The organism is Streptococcus sp. WM07 (genome assembly GCF_004570525.1).
GTDB lineage: Bacteria > Bacillota > Bacilli > Lactobacillales > Streptococcaceae > Streptococcus.
This window is the reverse complement of the sequence record NZ_SPPZ01000040.1, coordinates 1-17,479: the sequence shown is the minus strand read 5'-3', so window position 1 is coordinate 17,479 and position 17,479 is coordinate 1. Positions and strand designations below refer to the sequence as shown.

Here is a 17,479-nt window from a genome sequence, read left to right as displayed (position 1 = left end):
TACTGGATGCAGACTCCTGCTGTCCACTCTATCTAAAAATCCCTCCCCTCTAAGGAGGGGAGGAAGAAGATTGTCTTTATTCTACATTGTCAGTTTTCAAGGATTCCACACAACTTGACAAAGAACCAATTTTCTGCTGAAATCTTAGGTTCACTCTTAATACATGATTAATCTCCCTTTCTAATATACGATAATTTTTTAATTTATAATTGTGATTTCTTTCACATTTATAGTATATCACTTTTTAAATAAAAAACTAGTCTATAAAAAAATTTTTTATTGTGATATAATGGTTAGAAAGTCATAAAATACTTCACCAAGGGTTTACCTATAACGTTCTAGGTATTTTAATCTCGCACTCTTTTTTCAAAAAATAAAACAACTGGTTAAACAATACTTAAAGGGACTGATACAATCAATCCCTTTTTCTTATACACTAATGACGAATTCCCTTCAACTCTCATTTTATTTACAAATCCAAATCCGATCACTCCTCTGCAAAAAAATCTAACAACATGCAGTATAAGGCAAGCAGCAGCAAGAATCCCAGATGTACCATGAGAAATCTGGGATGGCATTCTATAACCTATGAGGGATCAAGTCTCATTAAAAAGTTCTTGAAGAGCATTCAAATCCTTGAGACTGGGCTTCAGTAACAGTTTTTCATTTTTAAGAGGTCAAAATACTTTGACACAGTAGTTGATTGACAATCAGATCTTTCCTACAATAAAAGAGGCTGGAAAGTCTCCAACCTCTTCTTTTGATTATAGACGTGCATTCAGCTCCGCAGATAAGTCTTCAAATCCAGGTTTCCCAAGAAGGGCAAACATGTTTTTCTTGTAAGCCTCAACACCTGGCTGGTCAAATGGATTGATTCCGTTAAGGTAACCAGAAATAGCAATTGCCAACTCGAAGAAGTAGATCACATAACCAAGAGTGAAGGCATCTTGTTCAGGTAGGGTCACAAACATATTTGGCACATCTCCATCTGTGTGAGCCAATAGGACTCCGTCAGTTGCTTTCTTGTTTACAAAGTCCACATCTTTTCCTTGAATATAGCCTAGACCATCTAGATCTTCTGCAAATTCAGGGATTATCACGTTTTTACGTGGTTTGTCTACACGAACCACTGTTTCAAACATAATACGGGCTCCTTCTTGGATAAATTGACCAAGAGAGTGCAAGTCTGTGGAGAAATTTGCAGATGTTGGGTAAATTCCTTTTTGGTCTTTTCCTTCTGACTCCCCTGCCAATTGTTTCCACCACTCGCTAAAGTATTGAAGAGATGGCTCATAATTGACCAAGATTTCCGTCGCATATCCCTTACGGTAAAGAATATTGCGAACTGCAGCATATTGATAAGCTTGATTTTCTTTCAAGTCCGCTGAATCATAGTCTTTACGAGCAGCATTCGCTCCATCCATCAGAGCTTGAATATCTGCACCAGACGCAGCAATTGGAAGCAATCCTACAGCTGTCAAAACTGAGAAACGACCACCGACATCATCTGGTACAACAAATGTTTGCCAGTTATTGGCATCAGCTTCTACTTTAACCGCACCTTTTTCACGGTCAGTTGTTGCGTAGATCCGGCGATTGGCTTCTTCTTGACCATATTTTTTAATCAAAAGTTCCTTGAAAACACGGAAAGCAATCGCTGGTTCTGTAGTTGTACCTGATTTAGAGATTACGTTTACTGAGAAGTCCTTATCTTCAACATACTCAACCAAGTCTGCCAAATAAGTAGAAGAGATGGAATTTCCAGCGTAAAGAATTTGTGGCGCCTTGCGTTCTTCCTTGCTTTGCAAGTTCACAAAATGATTGTTCAAGAAATCAATCGCTGCCTTCGCACCAAGATAAGATCCACCAATTCCGATAACAACCAAGACTTCACTATCAGCTTTGATTTTCTCAGCCGCTTCAAGAATACGCGCAAACTCTTCCTTGTCGTAATTTTCAGGAAGGTCCAACCAGCCTGTAAAGTCACTTCCAGCTCCTGTTCCCTTGCGTAGAAGTTCGTCAGCTGCTGAAACTTGTGCTTGCATGTAGTCCACTTCATGCGGAGCTACAAATTTGTCGAGCACTTTTGAATAATCGAATTGAATATGTGACATATTCCTACTCCCTCCAATTTTTTATCTCCCTTATCTTACTCTTTTATAGAAAAAAAAGCAAGAAAATTCACAAAAATTAGCGATTTAGTGCAAACGTTATACTTGCTTCAAAACTGGGCGATAAAGCTTGCAGAACCAGAGCCTTCTGTGTCAACGGATGAACGAAACTTAAACGGTAAGCATGGAGCATGAGCCGGCCCTTTGGACGAGGATGATACAAAGGATCTCCCACAAGCGGATGACCATGATAAGACAAATGCACCCGAATTTGATGTGTCCGTCCCGTTGCCAACTGACAGGCCACCAAGGTCGCATTCCGCCCCGACTTGAGCCTTGTCACCATGGTCTCTGCCCTCTGACCATTCTTAGTATCCACTCTACGCTTACGGCGGTCATGACGATGGCGACCAATTGAATCTCGGTAAACTTGCCGTTTTTGTGGAAAATTCCCTTGTACCAAAGCCCAGTATTCCCGTTTGATTTCGCGTCTTTCCAACAGTCGATTGAGCAATGGAAGAATCACGGGATTCTTGGCAAACAATAACACACCACTGGTCTCCTGATCTAGCCTGTGAACCACATAGCAGGTTTGTCCAGTATGAGCCACAACATGATTTAGACAGGCCATTTCACCAGGTTGATTGGCATGGGTCTTCATCCCTTCTGGTTTGTTGACGACGATTAAATGCTTATCCTCATAGAGTACCTCCACTTGATTCGCCTGCCCAGCTTGAACTTGGCGGGAGTCGTACCAGTCCTCCTTAAACTCCAAGTCCAAGAGTTGCCCCTCTACAACGATACTTTGCCAATGAACCTCTTGTCCATCTAGGGTCAATGTCTTATCCATTCTTAGAAAATGCCGGATTTTTCGAGGAATCAGCAGTTGCTCCTCCAAAACTTGTTTGATAGTAAGACCTGCCCAGGCAACAGGAATGGTAATGCTAATCTTCATACCTTCATTGTAACAGAAAGAAAGCTTAAGAAAAACTGAAAGCAAGCTGCGAGCTAAGGCATTTTCTTGTTCACTTGTGGAGAAATTGATACAATAGCCCTATGAATAGACTAAAATCCGCCTTTGAGCAATTTTTACAGCTCTTTAAGGCTACCGAACACGAAGACGAAACTTTAAGCAACCAAAACGAAGGTTACACAGATCCCTCACCTCAAGAATCTGAGGATAGCGAGAACAGCCGCACAGCGACTAAGAAAAAAAGCCGATTCTGGACTGGTTTTCGCCGCTTTTGGCGGCGCTACCACCTGACCAAAATCCTCCTCATCCTCATCTTATCCTTTAGTTTGATTGTTGGAGGCTGGCTCTTTTTCCTCGCCAAATCTGCCAATGTTGACGATTTACAAAATGCCCTCAAAGCCACAACCATTATTTATGACCACAATGACGATGAAGCAGGAAGTCTTACCGGTCGTAAGGGGACCTATGTGGAATTAACAGCCATCAATCCAAACTTGCAACAAGCAGTGGTGGCAACTGAGGACCGCTCCTTCTACGAAAATAGTGGTATCAATTACGGTCGTTTTGCCTTAGCCATTGTGACGGCGGGTCGTAGCGGAGGTGGCTCTACGATTACCCAACAGTTGGCTAAAAACGCCTATTTATCCCAAGACCAAACCATCCAGCGGAAGGCGAAAGAGTTCTTCTTAGCTTTAGAATTAACAAAAGCGTACTCCAAAGAAGAAATCCTAACCATGTACCTAAACAATGCCTACTACGGAAATGGAATTTGGGGAATCGAGGATGCTAGTCAGAAATACTTCGGAATCTCTGCGAGTGAACTAAGCCTGGATCAAGCAGCAACCTTGGCGGGGATGCTCAAAGGACCTGAACTCTACAATCCACTATCTTCCTTAGAGAATGCGACCAACCGACGCAATACGGTTCTACAAAACATGGTCAACGCTGGCTACATCAGTCAAGAAGAAGCTGATCAGGCAGCAGCTATCGAGATGGCTTCCCAGTTGTCCGATACCTATGCCGGTAAGACAGATGACTATCGCTATCCATCCTACTTTGATGCCGTCATTGCAGAAGCCGAAAAAACCTATGGACTCTCCGAAGAAGATATTGTGAACAATGGTTACCGGATCTACACCGAGTTAGACCAAAACTACCAAGCCAATATGCAGTTAATTTATGACAATGAAAGCCTCTTTCCACAAGCTACCGACGGCACTTACGCTCAATCTGGAAGTGTGGCCCTAGATCCACAAACAGGGGGAGTACGTGCCTTAGTGGGACGTATTAATTCTGATGAAAATCCCGAATTCCGGAGCTTTAACTACGCTACCCAATCTAAGCGTAGCCCAGGATCTACCATCAAACCCATTGTTTCCTACACACCAGCCCTCGCTGCTGGTTGGTCGATCAATACCCAGCTAAACAACAGCAAAAAAACCTATGGTGACTATAGTATTGATAACTATGCTGGTATGACAACTACACCAACGGTTCCGATGTATGAGGCTTTAGCCGATTCCCTCAACCTCCCCGCTGTCGCAACCTTGGATGAGCTCGGAATTGAAAAAGGAGTCGAAAGTGCTAAAAAGTTCGGCCTCAGATTAGCCAGTGATACTCCAACTCTCGGGATGGCATTAGGTAGCGGTTTTGAGACAAATCCGCTTCAAATGGCTCAGGCCTATGGGGCCTTCGCCAATAATGGGATCATGCGTGATGCCCATTTAATCACCAAAATCGAAAATGCCAGTGGCCAGATTATCAAGACCCATAAATCCAATTCTACACGAGTCATGTCCAACTCTGATGCAGATAAAATGAACCAAATGATGTTAGGAACCTTTACCAATGGAACCGGTATCTATGCAGCTCCTGCCGGCTACACCATGGCTGGTAAAACCGGAACCATGGAAACTGATTTCAACCCAGATGTCTCAAGCGACCAGTGGGTTATCGGTTATACCCCCGACGTAGTCATCAGCCAATGGATCGGTTTTCCTGAAACTGATCAGGAACATTACTTAACCGGAACCTCATCAACTGAAGCAGCAACCATCTTCCAAAGTCTGGCCGCTAGTGTCCTCCCCTATACGGAAGGCAGCAATTTCACTGTTCAAAATGCCTATGCTGCTAACGGTATTGCCCCTGTCAATTTGTATGAGCAAGAGGAGACAAACAACTCGAATAATCTCAATAGTTTCTTAAACGATGTCCAAAATCAGGCTCAAACCATGGTCGATCAGGCTAAAGAAGCTTTAAACAGCGCCCAGCTCCCAGAAAAAGCTAAGAACCTTTGGGATAACTTTACCGGACTTTTCCAATAGACATGAAACACCAAATCCTATAGGCTTTTAGCCTGAGCCGCTGTTTCCCCGTATTAAAACTTGGCAAGAATTTTAAATCTTGCTATAATAGGACTACTGGAGGCATCATGGCACTAAAAAAAGCAAGTTTAGCCTGCACGGTTTGTGGCTCACGGAATTACTCCATCAAGCTTAGCAGTAATCCCAAACCAACACGGCTCGAAGTTAATAAATTCTGCAAACATTGCAGCAAATATACCACTCATAAAGAAACACGTTAGGAGATACCAATGAGATTTGTCCTCGATACCTTCCGGGTCTTGCGGGATACCACTTGGCCCAATCGAAAACAACGCTGGACTGACTTTTGGTCTGTCCTACAATACTCTGCCTTTTTCATCCTTGTCATTTTCCTATTTGACCAGGCTGTATCAAGAGTCTTTAATCTTTTATTGGATTTTTTCCGATAAGAATCGATAAAAACTCCCCAAGTTCGGGAGTTTTTTTGTTATAATTGAGAAGAAAACACCCAAGCCTTCGGGCTTTTTTATATAGGAAAGGAATGTCCATGTTAGATAGTTTTGACAAGGGATGGTTTGTTCTTCAAACCTACTCTGGGTATGAAAATAAGGTCAAGGAGAATCTTCTCCAGCGTGCACAGACCTACAATATGTTAGAGAATATTCTTCGCGTTGAAATTCCGACTCAAACTGTTCAGGTTGAGAAAAATGGAAAAAAGAAGGAAGTCGAAGAAAATCGCTTCCCTGGTTATGTTCTAGTTGAAATGGTCATGACCGATGAGGCTTGGTTTGTCGTTCGGAACACACCAAACGTTACTGGTTTTGTTGGCTCTCACGGAAACCGTTCGAAACCAACACCATTATTGGAAGAGGAAATCCGTGCCATCCTAGTCTCTATGGGTCAAACGGTTGAAGACTTGAACCTAGACTTCAAAGAAGGAGATACCGTCCGTATCATCGATGGTGCCTTCACAGACTACACTGGTAAAATCACAGAAATTGATCATAACAAGGTGAAAATGATGATTACCATGTTCGGGAACGATACCCTTGCAGAAGTCGATATCACCCAAATTGCGGAGTTGTAAACTCTTCTTGGCTTTGCCGAACGGCAAAGTCTTTTTCATATCAAAATTAAGTATTTCTGAAGCTAAAATTGTAAAATAGGGGTAAAGGAGTAAATAGTATGGTAAAAGAATATGATATCCTCTCGATTGGGGGAGGATCTGGTGGTATTGCAACTGTCAATCGGGCAGCCATGTATGGAGCTAAGGCAGCTGTTATTGAAGGGAATCTTCTTGGGGGCACTTGTGTCAATCTTGGTTGTGTTCCCAAGAAAATCATGTGGTACGGCGCCTCTGTAGCAGACGTCTATACAAAATACGGTGCAAATTATGGTTTCACATCCTCAGACACCCAGTTTGACTTTGCTACCTTGCGAAAAAATCGTGAAGCCTATGTAGAGCGCTCCCGTAATTCCTACGGCGGCCAATTTGAACGAAATGGGGTAGAGGTCATTGAAGGCTATGCTCGCTTTGTTGATCCACAAACAGTTGAGGTCAATGGGGAGCTTATCCGTGCTAAACACATCCTCATTGCCACAGGTGCCAAACCTAGCATACCGGATATTCCAGGGAAAGAGCTTGGTTTCGTCTCTGATGATGTCTTTGCTTGGGAAGAGCTTCCAAAATCCATCGCAATTGTTGGAGCAGGTTACATCGCCGTCGAAATGGCTGGTATGCTGGCTAGTCTTGGAGTTCAAGTAGATCTCTTTGTCCGCCAAGATGCTCCTTTGCGTTATCTAGATTCCTACATCCTCGACGGATTGCTACAAGAAATGGAAGCCGAGCAGATTCACCTCCATCGCCACAAGGTTGTGCAGCAAGCTCAAAAAGTCTCAGATGGTATTCAATTAAGCTTTGAAGATGGGAGTACACATGTTAGCGAGACTGTCCTTTGGGCTATCGGACGTGAGCCAAATACTACTGGTCTGAACTTGCAAGCAGCCGGTGTCAAACAAACAGAGCGTGGCTTTATCCAAGTCGATGCCTACCAAAATACAAGCAGTCCTGGTATCTACGCACTCGGCGATGTCACAGGTGAAAAAGAATTAACACCGGTAGCAATCAAAGCCGGACGAACTCTGGCTGAACGTCTCTTTAATGGGCAAACGAACGCTAAAATGGACTACAACACGATTCCAACTGTAATCTTTTCCCATCCAGCTATTGGAAGTGTCGGACTCACCGAAAAAGCAGCCATCCAAAAATATGGAGCCGAGCATATTAAAACTTATACCTCAACTTTTGCATCCATGTATACAGCGGTTACCCAACACCGTCAACCTGTTAAACTGATGCTTGTTACCCTTGGTAAAGAAGAACAGGTAATAGGACTTCATGGTATTGGCTATGGTGTTGACGAAATGATTCAGGGCTTCGCCGTAGCTATTAAAATGGGAGCAACCAAAGCAGACTTTGATGCAACCGTCGCCATTCATCCAACAGGATCTGAAGAATTTGTCACCATGCGATAAACAACAAAACACCCAGTTGCTCATTTCTCAGAGCAACTGGGTGTTTTCAACGATTAAGAATGAATTTGTGCATAAGCTCCCAGGATTTTATGGGCGATGCGTTCTACATCATTCTGCATTCCCCTCATTTCAAACGTATCTAATACGGGAATCGAGAATTGCTGGCTATATTGTTGAGCTGTCAAACAATACTGTTGGTTAAAATTACGATTCCCACTACCGATAACTCCTAGACAATAAAAGGAATTCTCCCCATAGGCCATGAAATCTCGAACATCGGTAGTCAGAATTTCCACATCTCCACTATCAAGCCCATTCCCACCTTCCAAATAGGTGGGAATAAAAGTAACATAGGGTTTATTCAGCAAAAAGAATTCTTGCTCCTCCTTGACCAAAGCTTTAACATCAATCAAATTGATAGTCAAACTAGGATTTTGGATGAGTAAATAAGTTTGGAGGCGCGTGACAAAACTTTCTGTATTACCGCTAAGACTAATATAAACAAAGGTCAACTCCTGCATTAGAACACCTCTGTTTCAAGAACTTCGTCTTCCAAACTCTTCTGGTAACGACGCAATCCAAAATAAGCAAGCGCAGATAGGAGTAGAAAAATAACCACAGATATAATCGCAGCATATTTATTAGCATTCAAGGTTTCCGCTAATCTTTCTTTATTTTTCAATAATGAACGAGCCATTTGATTAGAACTCATAACAGCAAACATAGCACTTACAAGCACTGCGACACGCATTGCAAGGTAACTATAGACAGATTTCTCAATATCCTTTTTGAAAAATAAAAAGAAAGCAGAAACTCCAAAAAGAATCGTTGTCGTTGCAGTCAAAGAGAGAGACAGAGGGCTCCTTGACCATTCCAATGTAGCAATTTGAAGCTTGACAACTTCCACCCCCCCCAATTGTTGGAGCATTGTCTCATCAGTTAGAAACTCATTCCATGCCTTGAGAATATTTGGAAGTTGAATAAAACCATAGATATTCATCAATAAGCCCAAAGTTGATAATCCCAATAAAATATATAAAAATATCGGTTTCTTTTTCATAAATCCTCCTCATATTAAGCTGAATAAACTGCATCATCTATACTATTATTTATACTATTAGAATAGACCTATGCCCCTAAAAAGTCAAGGAAAAACCAATAAAGCACCTCTACTCTTCCCTTATCTATTCGAAAATAATAGATGAAATATTCACAAAAATAATGAACTCGGTAATTCCGAGTAAAGAAACAGGCAGCATTGCCCCTCCCTTTTAAAGATCTAATATCTCAAAAAGAGGATGGTCCCAGACCATCCTCTTTATCATCTATAAACCTTACAAGGTGTCCAACTTCTATTCTAAAAGTTGGAACCGAGGCTCTTCTACTCGACTGTTACAGATTTAGCCAAGTTCCGTGGTTTATCCACATCCAAACCACGATGAAGAGTCGCGTAATAAGCAATCAACTGGGTTGGGATAACCATCGCAATCGTAGAGAGATACGGATGAACTTGGTTAACAATAATATCGTCATCCTCACGCGCCACACCTTCTTCCACAATCGTCAAGACATTGGCACCACGCGCTTGCACTTCGGCAATATTTCCACGAGTATGAGCTGCTACTTTTTCATTCGCAGATAATAAGGCAATAACTGGAACCCCCTCTTCAATCAAGGAAATTGTTCCGTGTTTCAATTCACCCGCCGCAAATCCTTCGGTCTGGATATAAGATACTTCTTTCAATTTAAGACTAGCTTCCATCGCTACATAGTAATCCTGACCACGACCGATATAAAAAGCATTGCGGGTTGTTTCCAAAAGACTCCGAACCTTGCTGTCAATCAAGTCTTTTTCAGATAGACTAGCCTCAATGGATTGCGCTACAATTGACAATTCATGCACCAAATCAAAAGCTTCAGCTTTCACATTTCCATTGGCCTCACCAACTGCTTTAGCTAAAAAGGCAAGGGCTGCGATCTGCGCAGTGTAGGCTTTCGTAGAGGCAACGGCAATTTCTGGCCCCGCATGAAGAAGAAGTGTATATGTCGCTTCACGGGATAGAGTAGAGCCAGGGACATTGGTCACCGTCAAACTTGGAATCCCCATCTCATTAGCCTTCACCAAAACCTGACGGCTATCAGCAGTTTCTCCTGATTGAGTCAAGAAGATAAAGAGCGGTTTTTGACTCAAGAGTGGCATCTCATATCCCCACTCAGAAGCAATTCCCAACTCCACTGGAGTATCCGTCAATTCTTCCAACATTTTCTTAGAGGCAAATCCTGCATTATAAGAAGTTCCCGCAGCGATAATGTAGAGACGGTCTGCTTCTTGTACTGCTTGAACGATAGCTGGATCAACCTTCATCTTGCCATCAGCATCCGCATAAGTGGAGATGAGTTTACGCATCACGGTTGGTTGCTCATCGATTTCTTTCAGCATATAGTAAGGATAAGTACCTTTACCAATATCGGACAAATCCAACTCCGCAGTATAGCTATCACGCTCTACCGGATTGCCTGCATAATCCGTGATAGTGACTTGGTCTTTCTCCACAACAACCAATTCCTTGTCATGAATTTCTTTAAATTCACTGGTTTCACGAATCATAGCCATGGCATCTGAGCCCACCATATTGTAACCATCACCCAAGCCAATCAAGAGTGGCGATTTATTCTTAGCTACATAAAGAACTTCTGGATTCTCAGTGTCCATCAGAGCAAAAGCGTAAGAACCTTCAATGATATTTAGAGCTTTTTTAAAAGCTTCCAAAACGCTCAACCCTTCGGTATCAACAAAATGGCCAACAAGGTGTACTGCAATTTCGGTATCCGTCTGACCTTGGAACTGGTGCCCAGCTAAGTATTCATCACGGATTTCTGCATAATTCTCAATGACACCGTTATGAACCATGACCAGACGACCAGATTCTGATTGATGCGGATGGGCATTGAGTTCGCTTGGTTTCCCGTGAGTTGCCCAACGGGTATGACCAATCCCAGTAAAACCTTCAAGGCTTGCACCAACCTTGGCTTCCAAATCCACAATCCGACCATTGGCTTTCACCAAACGACCAGAGTTGGCACCATTTGAAACATAAACACCTGCTGAATCGTATCCACGGTACTCAAGCTTTTCTAATCCTTGCAAAAGAATATCAGTTGCCTGGAAATTTCCCACAACACCAACAATTCCACACATAATTGAATTCCTCCAAAATTGGTATAGTCTAATTCGACTTTTGTGAATTAACTGTCAAGATTATAGTTTGTTGGGATTGGTTTGTCAAGGATTAAAATTGGTAAATCCTTTCTCTTGTTCCATATTGATGAAGTAAAACTGAAAACTGTAATCTTTTTATCATGTTTTCATGCAATTTCTAGGAGATTCAAGATGTCTGTTTCAGACACCCCATCAACAATCATTCAGATGTTTTCAAAATCACCAAGTTCCCAATATTCAAATAAATTTATAAGAAGATATTAGATGAGCTTTCTAGTTGTAATGGACACTTCTTTTTACCTCTACCACCTTGTTCCCCAGAACTGAATCCTATCGATAAAAGTTGGACCATCCTGAAAAAGGTGGTGACAGAATCACTTCGAAAAACAAGGGATTTAACCGATGCAATATCATATAAAAAAATAATCAAGCTAGGAATCAACGCTCTTGAGCATCGGTTCCTAGCTTTTCAATTATTTCACAACAATATTAACCAGTTTATTTGGTACTGCGATAACTTTGATGATTTCTTTTCCTTCAATTTCGGATTGAACTTTTTCATTGGCGAGGACTGTTGCTTCTAGGTCTTCTTTGGAAAGGTCTTTGGCAACCATAAGTTTAGCGCGAACCTTACCTTTGATTTGAACAACGATTTCAACTTCGGCTTCCACCAAGAAGCTTTCATCATAGCTTGGCCATGCCACATAGCTAATGGACTCACCTGAAGCAGTCAGGGTTTGCCAAAGTTCTTCTGCCAAGTGTGGGGCAAATGGTGCCAAAAGTTGCACAAAGCATTGGGCATAACCTTTATAGAGCTTATCGGCCTTGTTCGCTGCATTGACGAAGATCATCAATTGGGCAATAGCAGTGTTAAATTTGTAATCTTCAATCTGCTCAGTCACAGCCTTAACCGTTTCATGATAAACCTTGTTTAGCTGGCCATCGTTTTGATCAGTGATTTCCTTGCTCGTAATGAGACGATAAACCCGATCCAAGAATTTTCGGCTTCCTTCTAGCCCTTCTTCACTCCAAGCGATGGAAGCATCCAATGGCCCCATAAACATTTCATAAACCCGTAGTGTGTCCGCCCCGAATTGCTCAATCACATCGTCAGGATTGACAACGTTTTTGAGGGATTTAGACATCTTAGCTGGTGTTTGCTCCAATTCTTCACCAGTCTCACTATTAAAGAAGGATCCATCTCGTTTTTCGACCTTATCGCTTGCGACCAAAGCACCTCGGCCATCACGATAGCTGGTTCCCAAAATCATCCCTTGGTTAAAGAGTTTTTGGAATGGCTCCTTGGTTGGAACCACGCCGAGGTCATAAAGGAACTTGTGCCAGAAGCGGGCATAGAGCAAGTGTAAAACGGCATGCTCGGCACCACCAATATAGATATCAACTGGCAACCACATCTTGAGCAACTCCTCATCGGCCAACTTCTCTGTATTGTGAGGGTCGATGTAGCGGAGGTAATACCAACTGGAACCAGCCCATTGCGGCATAGTGTTGGTTTCCCGACGACCTTTAACACCATCTTCCCGTGTCACTTCCAACCAATCGGTAAGGTTGGCTAGTGGACTTTCCCCGGTACCAGACGGCTTAATGTCGTTTGTTTTGGGAAGGACTAGCGGTAGCTGGTCTTCTGGAACAGCTGTGGAAGTTCCATTTTCCCAATGAATAATTGGAATAGGCTCCCCCCAATAACGTTGGCGACTAAAGAGCCAGTCACGTAGACGGTAAGTGATGGTCTCTTCTCCCATCCCTTTTTCTTCTAACCAAGCCGTCATCTTGGCTTTAGCCTCTTCAGTATTTAAACCATCTAAAAATTCTGAATGAATATGCGGCCCATCTCCAGTATAGACCTCCTTCTCAACATCGCCACCCTCAATAACAGGGAGGAGAGGAAGATCATAAACCTTAGCAAATTCCCAGTCACGCGCATCATGAGCCGGAACCGCCATCACCGCACCTGTTCCGTAGCTAGCCAAAACATAATCGGCGATCCAGATTGGAATCTCCTTGCCATTGGCAGGGTTGATGGCATAAGCACCCGTAAAGGCACCTGTCTTCTCCTTGGCCAAATCCGTCCGAGCTAAGTCTGACTTGAGACTCGCTTGACGCTTGTACTCAGCCACAGCCTCTGCCTGCTCAGGGGTAGTAATCACATCCACCAAGGCATGTTCCGGAGCCAAAACAGCGTAGCTAGCTCCAAAAAGCGTGTCCACACGAGTTGTAAAGACAGAGAAAGTCTCCTCATGACCCTTAATCTTGAAATGAACAGTCGCTCCAGAAGACTTACCAATCCAGTTCCGCTGCATATCCTTGATAGACTCAGGCCAATCTAGCTCTTCCAAGTCCTTCAACAAGCGATCCGCATAGGCTGTAATCTTCAACATCCACTGACGCATTGGCTTGCGGACAACCGGATAACCCCCACGCTCAGAAGTTCCATCTGGAAGCACCTCTTCGTTGGCAATCGCTGTCCCCAATTCCTCAACCCAGTTAACAGGCACCTCAGCTTCATAAGCCAAACCCTTCTCATAAAGCTTGGTAAAAATCCACTGCGTCCACTTGTAATAATTCGGATCCGTCGTATTCACCTCACGGTCCCAGTCATACGAGAAACCAAGGGCATTAATCTGGCGCTTAAAGTTAGCAATATTCTCCGCCGTAAATTCCGCAGGATCATTCCCGGTATCCATGGCATACTGCTCCGCAGGTAGACCAAAAGCGTCCCATCCCATCGGATGAAGGACATTATAACCCTGAGCCCGCTTGTAACGACTCAAAATATCCGTCGCTGTATAACCTTCTGGATGCCCTACATGGAGACCCGCTCCAGACGGATAAGGGAACATATCCAAGGCATAAAACTTGGGTTTATCCGCATCCATTCCAGTCCGGAAAGTCTGATTCTCCGCCCAGAACTTCTGCCATTTGGGCTCAATTTCTTTGTGATTATAAAAGCTCATCATCTGCCTCACTTTAACAATAAATTAACCCCATTATACCATAAAAAAATCAGGATAACCAAGCCATTCCAGCCAGTTTCCTGACCAAAAGAAAGACTGGAGCCCTTATGTCAGGAATCCAGTCTTTCCTTTTTTCTTCACCCGGCGTTAGCTAGGCCTTGCCTAAGCTTTTCTGATAGCTAGGTCTCGCCACCTCGTTTGAATGCAAAATCGTTTGCGGAAATAAGATGATTCTCGAAGTCACCAACAGGAAGCTATTCAAAATCCAACTGGGCCTTACTGGTGAAATAGGTCCGGTAGGCAAAGTAGGAGGCGATAACAGCCGCCAGACTGGTTGCCGACAGCAACATAAACATCACCATGATCTGGTAACGAATCGCATGCACCGGATCGACCCCCGCAAAAATCAAGCCAGACATCATCCCGGGTAGACTGACAAGCCCCACTGTTTTAGCAGAATCAATGGTTGGCTGCATCCCCGTCCGGATGCTCTCTCTTAAAATATCTTGGGAAGCTAGCTTCACAGACGCCCCGAGACTTAATTTTTCCAGTACCTGCTGGCGGTTATCTGTAAACAGACGATGCATGGACCGGTAGGATAGCCCAACAGCTGCCATGGCATTGCTGGCCAACATCCCCGAAATCGGAATTACCTGCGATGGGATAAACTGAATCGCTCCAGAAGCCACCAGGATCCCCAAAGTTAAACCTGTGGAGACCAAAAGAGCTAGGAAAGGATAAAGCTGTTTCTTATTGGGATTGGGATTGCGCTTATTGGCCTGGCTACTAGCATTGTAGAGAATCACCAGCACCATGGCCAGGCTCAAAAAGACATTGGAAACCTGGAAGATAAACTGGAGAACATAACCCACTAAAATCAATTGCACAACTGTCCGAAGTACAGCCATGGCAATATCCTTGGTCAGCCCCAGCTTTTCCTTCTGACTAATCCCCATGGCTACCAGAACCAGGGTAAAAATCAAGACTAGCGATAGATTATCAACCGATACATTTGTCATAGAACTAACCTTCCTCCTTCAATTTGCAATACTTTCTCAGCCGCCGCAATTTCTGTAGCGTCGTGGGTCACTTCAATGATCGTTTTCCCGGATGCGTGGGACTCATCAATTAGATCATGCACGACCTCCTTGGTCCCCGCATCTAACCCTACCGTTATTTCATCCAGCAGTAAAACCTTTGGCTCAAATAGTAAATTTCGAACCAAAGCCACCCTTTGTTTTTCCCCACCGGACAAATCCGTAATGTTCTTGTTTAAAAAAGTTTCAGAAAGGTTGACCCTCCGCAAAGCTTGGACCGCCCGCTGATGATCAAAAGCTAGCTGCCGCACCTCGAAGGGGAAGGCCAAATTATCCGCGACCGTCTTGCCAAACAAAACCGGCTGCTGGAAACAATAAGACACCTCCTGACGATAGAGCGGCATATCCAAGTCAGCCAGATTACTACCCTGATACAGGACCTGCCCCTGACTCGGAGAAATCAGCCCTCCCAAGAGCTTCAAAATACTACTCTTACCGCTACCAGATGGGCCAACCAGTGTTAACCGCTCTCCCTCTTGAACCGAAAAATCAATCGCTTGCAAAATCATCTGCTCCTTATCTGAAAAGCCCAGAGATTCCACCGTAAACACTGCCATAACCGCCACTCCTTTATCTTTATTTAGAATAATTCTAATTATAGTCTTTCCCAGCCCTCCTGTCAACCACTTGGACAAAGATCATAAAAGTCAGACAGTTTAAAAAAGATTGGGGGATACTAAAAATCGGTTCTTTGTCAGTTTTCAGGGATTCCACACAACTTATTATAGAACCTAAAAGAGGCTGGGCAAAAAGCCTTCGAAATAGAAAACAGCTTAGAATTACGTTATTAAAAACGTTGATTCTAAGCTGTTTTCTATTTATTCAAATTTCAAGCTAAGCCAGAAATTGCTAGTTTTTGCCCAGTCTCTTGGCGCATAATTCCTACTTACGACTTACACTTACCAGACCTTTCAAGGCAAGCAACAAAATAAAGGCTATACAAATAGCGGATACCAGCGGTCTACTATCCATCATCATGGCTGTCAAAGGACCCAACACTATAATGAGTAGAAAGATTTGCTTTAATTCCTGATTATTTGATTGAGTATTTTTCATGACTAGACCTCCGTTTTTCTAATTTTATTGTAGCACAACTCTAGTTTCACACCCTTGCTTTATCATTTGTGTTGATATCTATATTTGGCAACCACATCATTAATCGAATAAACCTTATCGACTGTTCAAAGCTGAAAATCCAACATCTAAATAAGGCGCTTTCAAACTTTATGAATTCATTATAAAGAATGGACAAAAATAAGAGCCGCCGGTTTAGCAGTATGTATCTGTGTCTCCGCAATAAGAATATGCATTCTATCTGATAGCCTTTTTATATTGGAATACTCTGCATGATCCAAATACACCCCTGCTATTGCAGTTAGCGTTCCCAACAGTTCTGCATTATAGTACTCATCTCCTGAAACCTCCTGTTCTAAAACACGTATCTCCAAAGGTTTTAACAAGTTTTTATCATAATCCCTATTTTGACACTGAAGTGCATAATATGAAACTAACAATAAATCATTTACAGTATACTGTTTTTTCAAAAATAACTGTTTAAAAAAATCTTCAAAAACATCTTCTGCTGCTGCTGTCTTGCCTGTCGATCGATAATCCAATGTATTGTCAACCAACTCCAACATAAAAAGTTCTTCTTCCGGCAAATAATCAAAATATTTTTCATAAATATCTTCCACCATTTGTATCTTCTTAGCCAAGCGTTCCTTATCCCCATAGGTTGGAAATTTGAACAGTTGGTATTTCATGGTAAAATACTCATCGGGAATACTGATACTTTCACCCGCCAAAAGCGTTGTTATATTGGTGTCTAAAACCTGAGCGATATATTCTAACTTAACGATTGAAGGAAGGGACTCTCCCAATTCAATCCGAGCCAACTGACGAACCGTCAACTCTTCCTCACATCCACACAGACTCTCCCGAGAAAAGCCTTTTCTTTCTCTTTCTGCCCTAATTCTTTTTCCAATCATTTCCTTCACACTCATAGCATATCCCCCTTTAAACAGCATTATAACATGTAGAGATTGGAAACAACCCCGAATTATCATTTGAAAAACAAAAAGTAGCAAAACACTTGGAGAATAAGGTATCGTCTTAAACCCAAATTATTCATACCTCAGAAGAATCTGTGTAAATGCCTAAAAAATCATCAGAAACAACCAATAATCAACTGGAATTTCTGATGATTTTTATTATTCACCAAATTGTTCTAGGGATAAAAATGTA

At 42.7% G+C, this 17,479-nt stretch carries 14 protein-coding genes; 5 read left to right on the top strand and 9 right to left on the bottom strand.

Going from position 1 to position 17,479, the window contains the following annotated elements:
- Positions 1 to 764: 764 nt before the first annotated feature.
- The gene (locus E4T71_RS06110) at positions 765 to 2,114 is read right to left on the bottom strand and encodes a glucose-6-phosphate isomerase (protein WP_135038114.1); all 1,350 of its coding nucleotides are present in this window, start codon (positions 2,112 to 2,114) and stop codon (positions 765 to 767) included.
- A gap of 76 nt (positions 2,115 to 2,190) precedes the next feature.
- Positions 2,191 to 3,066 carry an RluA family pseudouridine synthase gene (locus E4T71_RS06105; protein ID WP_135038112.1) on the bottom strand — a complete coding sequence of 292 codons (876 nt, stop codon included), beginning with the start codon at positions 3,064 to 3,066 and terminating at the stop codon, positions 2,191 to 2,193.
- A 101-nt stretch (positions 3,067 to 3,167) separates the two neighbouring features.
- On the opposite strand from E4T71_RS06105, the gene pbp2a reads away from it, so the two are divergent.
- The 5 genes from pbp2a to gorA all read left to right on the top strand — a co-directional run bounded on the left by pbp2a (position 3,168) and on the right by gorA (position 7,943).
- Positions 3,168 to 5,408 (top strand): penicillin-binding protein PBP2A, encoded by a 2,241-nt coding sequence (gene pbp2a, locus E4T71_RS06100; protein WP_135038110.1) that lies wholly within the window; start codon positions 3,168 to 3,170, stop codon positions 5,406 to 5,408.
- Positions 5,409 to 5,515: 107 nt separating this feature from the next.
- Positions 5,516 to 5,668 (top strand): 50S ribosomal protein L33, encoded by a 153-nt coding sequence (rpmG, locus tag E4T71_RS06095; RefSeq protein ID WP_135038108.1) that lies wholly within the window; start codon positions 5,516 to 5,518, stop codon positions 5,666 to 5,668.
- Positions 5,669 to 5,677: 9 nt separating this feature from the next.
- Positions 5,678 to 5,857 (top strand): preprotein translocase subunit SecE, encoded by a 180-nt coding sequence (gene secE, locus E4T71_RS06090; RefSeq protein ID WP_135038106.1) that lies wholly within the window; start codon positions 5,678 to 5,680, stop codon positions 5,855 to 5,857.
- A gap of 98 nt (positions 5,858 to 5,955) precedes the next feature.
- The gene (gene nusG / locus E4T71_RS06085; RefSeq protein ID WP_135038104.1) at positions 5,956 to 6,495 is read left to right on the top strand and encodes a transcription termination/antitermination protein NusG; all 540 of its coding nucleotides are present in this window, start codon (positions 5,956 to 5,958) and stop codon (positions 6,493 to 6,495) included.
- Between the two features lie 98 nt (positions 6,496 to 6,593).
- Positions 6,594 to 7,943 carry a glutathione-disulfide reductase gene (gene gorA / locus E4T71_RS06080; protein ID WP_135038102.1) on the top strand — a complete coding sequence of 450 codons (1,350 nt, stop codon included), beginning with the start codon at positions 6,594 to 6,596 and terminating at the stop codon, positions 7,941 to 7,943.
- Positions 7,944 to 7,996: 53 nt separating this feature from the next.
- Here gorA and nrdI read toward each other — a convergent pair whose 3' ends face one another.
- The 7 genes from nrdI to E4T71_RS06045 all read right to left on the bottom strand — a co-directional run bounded on the left by nrdI (position 7,997) and on the right by E4T71_RS06045 (position 17,238).
- On the bottom strand, positions 7,997 to 8,464 hold the full coding sequence (gene nrdI / locus E4T71_RS06075; protein WP_135038100.1) for a class Ib ribonucleoside-diphosphate reductase assembly flavoprotein NrdI: 468 nt from the start codon (positions 8,462 to 8,464) through the stop codon (positions 7,997 to 7,999).
- The gene (locus E4T71_RS06070; protein ID WP_135038098.1) at positions 8,464 to 9,003 is read right to left on the bottom strand and encodes a hypothetical protein; all 540 of its coding nucleotides are present in this window, start codon (positions 9,001 to 9,003) and stop codon (positions 8,464 to 8,466) included. The genes nrdI and E4T71_RS06070 overlap by 1 nt, the downstream gene beginning before the upstream one ends.
- Positions 9,004 to 9,324: 321 nt before the next feature.
- Entirely contained in the window at positions 9,325 to 11,142 is a 1,818-nt protein-coding gene (glmS, locus tag E4T71_RS06065; protein ID WP_135038096.1) for a glutamine--fructose-6-phosphate transaminase (isomerizing), read from the bottom strand.
- A gap of 494 nt (positions 11,143 to 11,636) precedes the next feature.
- Positions 11,637 to 14,138, bottom strand: coding sequence for a leucine--tRNA ligase (leuS, locus tag E4T71_RS06060; protein WP_135038116.1), 2,502 nt, complete (start codon positions 14,136 to 14,138; stop codon positions 11,637 to 11,639).
- A 254-nt stretch (positions 14,139 to 14,392) separates the two neighbouring features.
- On the bottom strand, positions 14,393 to 15,157 hold the full coding sequence (gene fetB / locus E4T71_RS06055; RefSeq protein ID WP_135038094.1) for an iron export ABC transporter permease subunit FetB: 765 nt from the start codon (positions 15,155 to 15,157) through the stop codon (positions 14,393 to 14,395).
- Positions 15,154 to 15,792 (bottom strand): ATP-binding cassette domain-containing protein, encoded by a 639-nt coding sequence (locus E4T71_RS06050; RefSeq protein ID WP_135038092.1) that lies wholly within the window; start codon positions 15,790 to 15,792, stop codon positions 15,154 to 15,156. Before E4T71_RS06050 ends, fetB begins: the two co-directional genes overlap by 4 nt.
- A 678-nt stretch (positions 15,793 to 16,470) precedes the next feature.
- Positions 16,471 to 17,238, bottom strand: a complete 768-nt coding sequence (locus E4T71_RS06045) for an XRE family transcriptional regulator (protein ID WP_167758479.1) — start codon at positions 17,236 to 17,238, stop codon at positions 16,471 to 16,473.
- Between the last annotated feature and the right edge of the window lie 241 nt (positions 17,239 to 17,479).

Coding starts and splice junctions, on each gene's coding strand:
- E4T71_RS06050 (WP_135038092.1), bottom strand. CDS start 15,792: ATGGCAGTGTTTACGGTGGAATCTCTGGGCTTTTCAGATAAGGAGCAG.
- nusG (WP_135038104.1), top strand. CDS start 5,956: ATGTTAGATAGTTTTGACAAGGGATGGTTTGTTCTTCAAACCTACTCT.
- gorA (WP_135038102.1), top strand. CDS start 6,594: ATGGTAAAAGAATATGATATCCTCTCGATTGGGGGAGGATCTGGTGGT.
- E4T71_RS06045 (WP_167758479.1), bottom strand. CDS start 17,238: ATGAGTGTGAAGGAAATGATTGGAAAAAGAATTAGGGCAGAAAGAGAA.
- E4T71_RS06110 (WP_135038114.1), bottom strand. CDS start 2,114: ATGTCACATATTCAATTCGATTATTCAAAAGTGCTCGACAAATTTGTA.
- fetB (WP_135038094.1), bottom strand. CDS start 15,157: ATGACAAATGTATCGGTTGATAATCTATCGCTAGTCTTGATTTTTACC.
- E4T71_RS06105 (WP_135038112.1), bottom strand. CDS start 3,066: ATGAAGATTAGCATTACCATTCCTGTTGCCTGGGCAGGTCTTACTATC.
- E4T71_RS06070 (WP_135038098.1), bottom strand. CDS start 9,003: ATGAAAAAGAAACCGATATTTTTATATATTTTATTGGGATTATCAACT.
- secE (WP_135038106.1), top strand. CDS start 5,678: ATGAGATTTGTCCTCGATACCTTCCGGGTCTTGCGGGATACCACTTGG.
- leuS (WP_135038116.1), bottom strand. CDS start 14,138: ATGAGCTTTTATAATCACAAAGAAATTGAGCCCAAATGGCAGAAGTTC.
- rpmG (WP_135038108.1), top strand. CDS start 5,516: ATGGCACTAAAAAAAGCAAGTTTAGCCTGCACGGTTTGTGGCTCACGG.
- nrdI (WP_135038100.1), bottom strand. CDS start 8,464: ATGCAGGAGTTGACCTTTGTTTATATTAGTCTTAGCGGTAATACAGAA.
- pbp2a (WP_135038110.1), top strand. CDS start 3,168: ATGAATAGACTAAAATCCGCCTTTGAGCAATTTTTACAGCTCTTTAAG.
- glmS (WP_135038096.1), bottom strand. CDS start 11,142: ATGTGTGGAATTGTTGGTGTTGTGGGAAATTTCCAGGCAACTGATATT.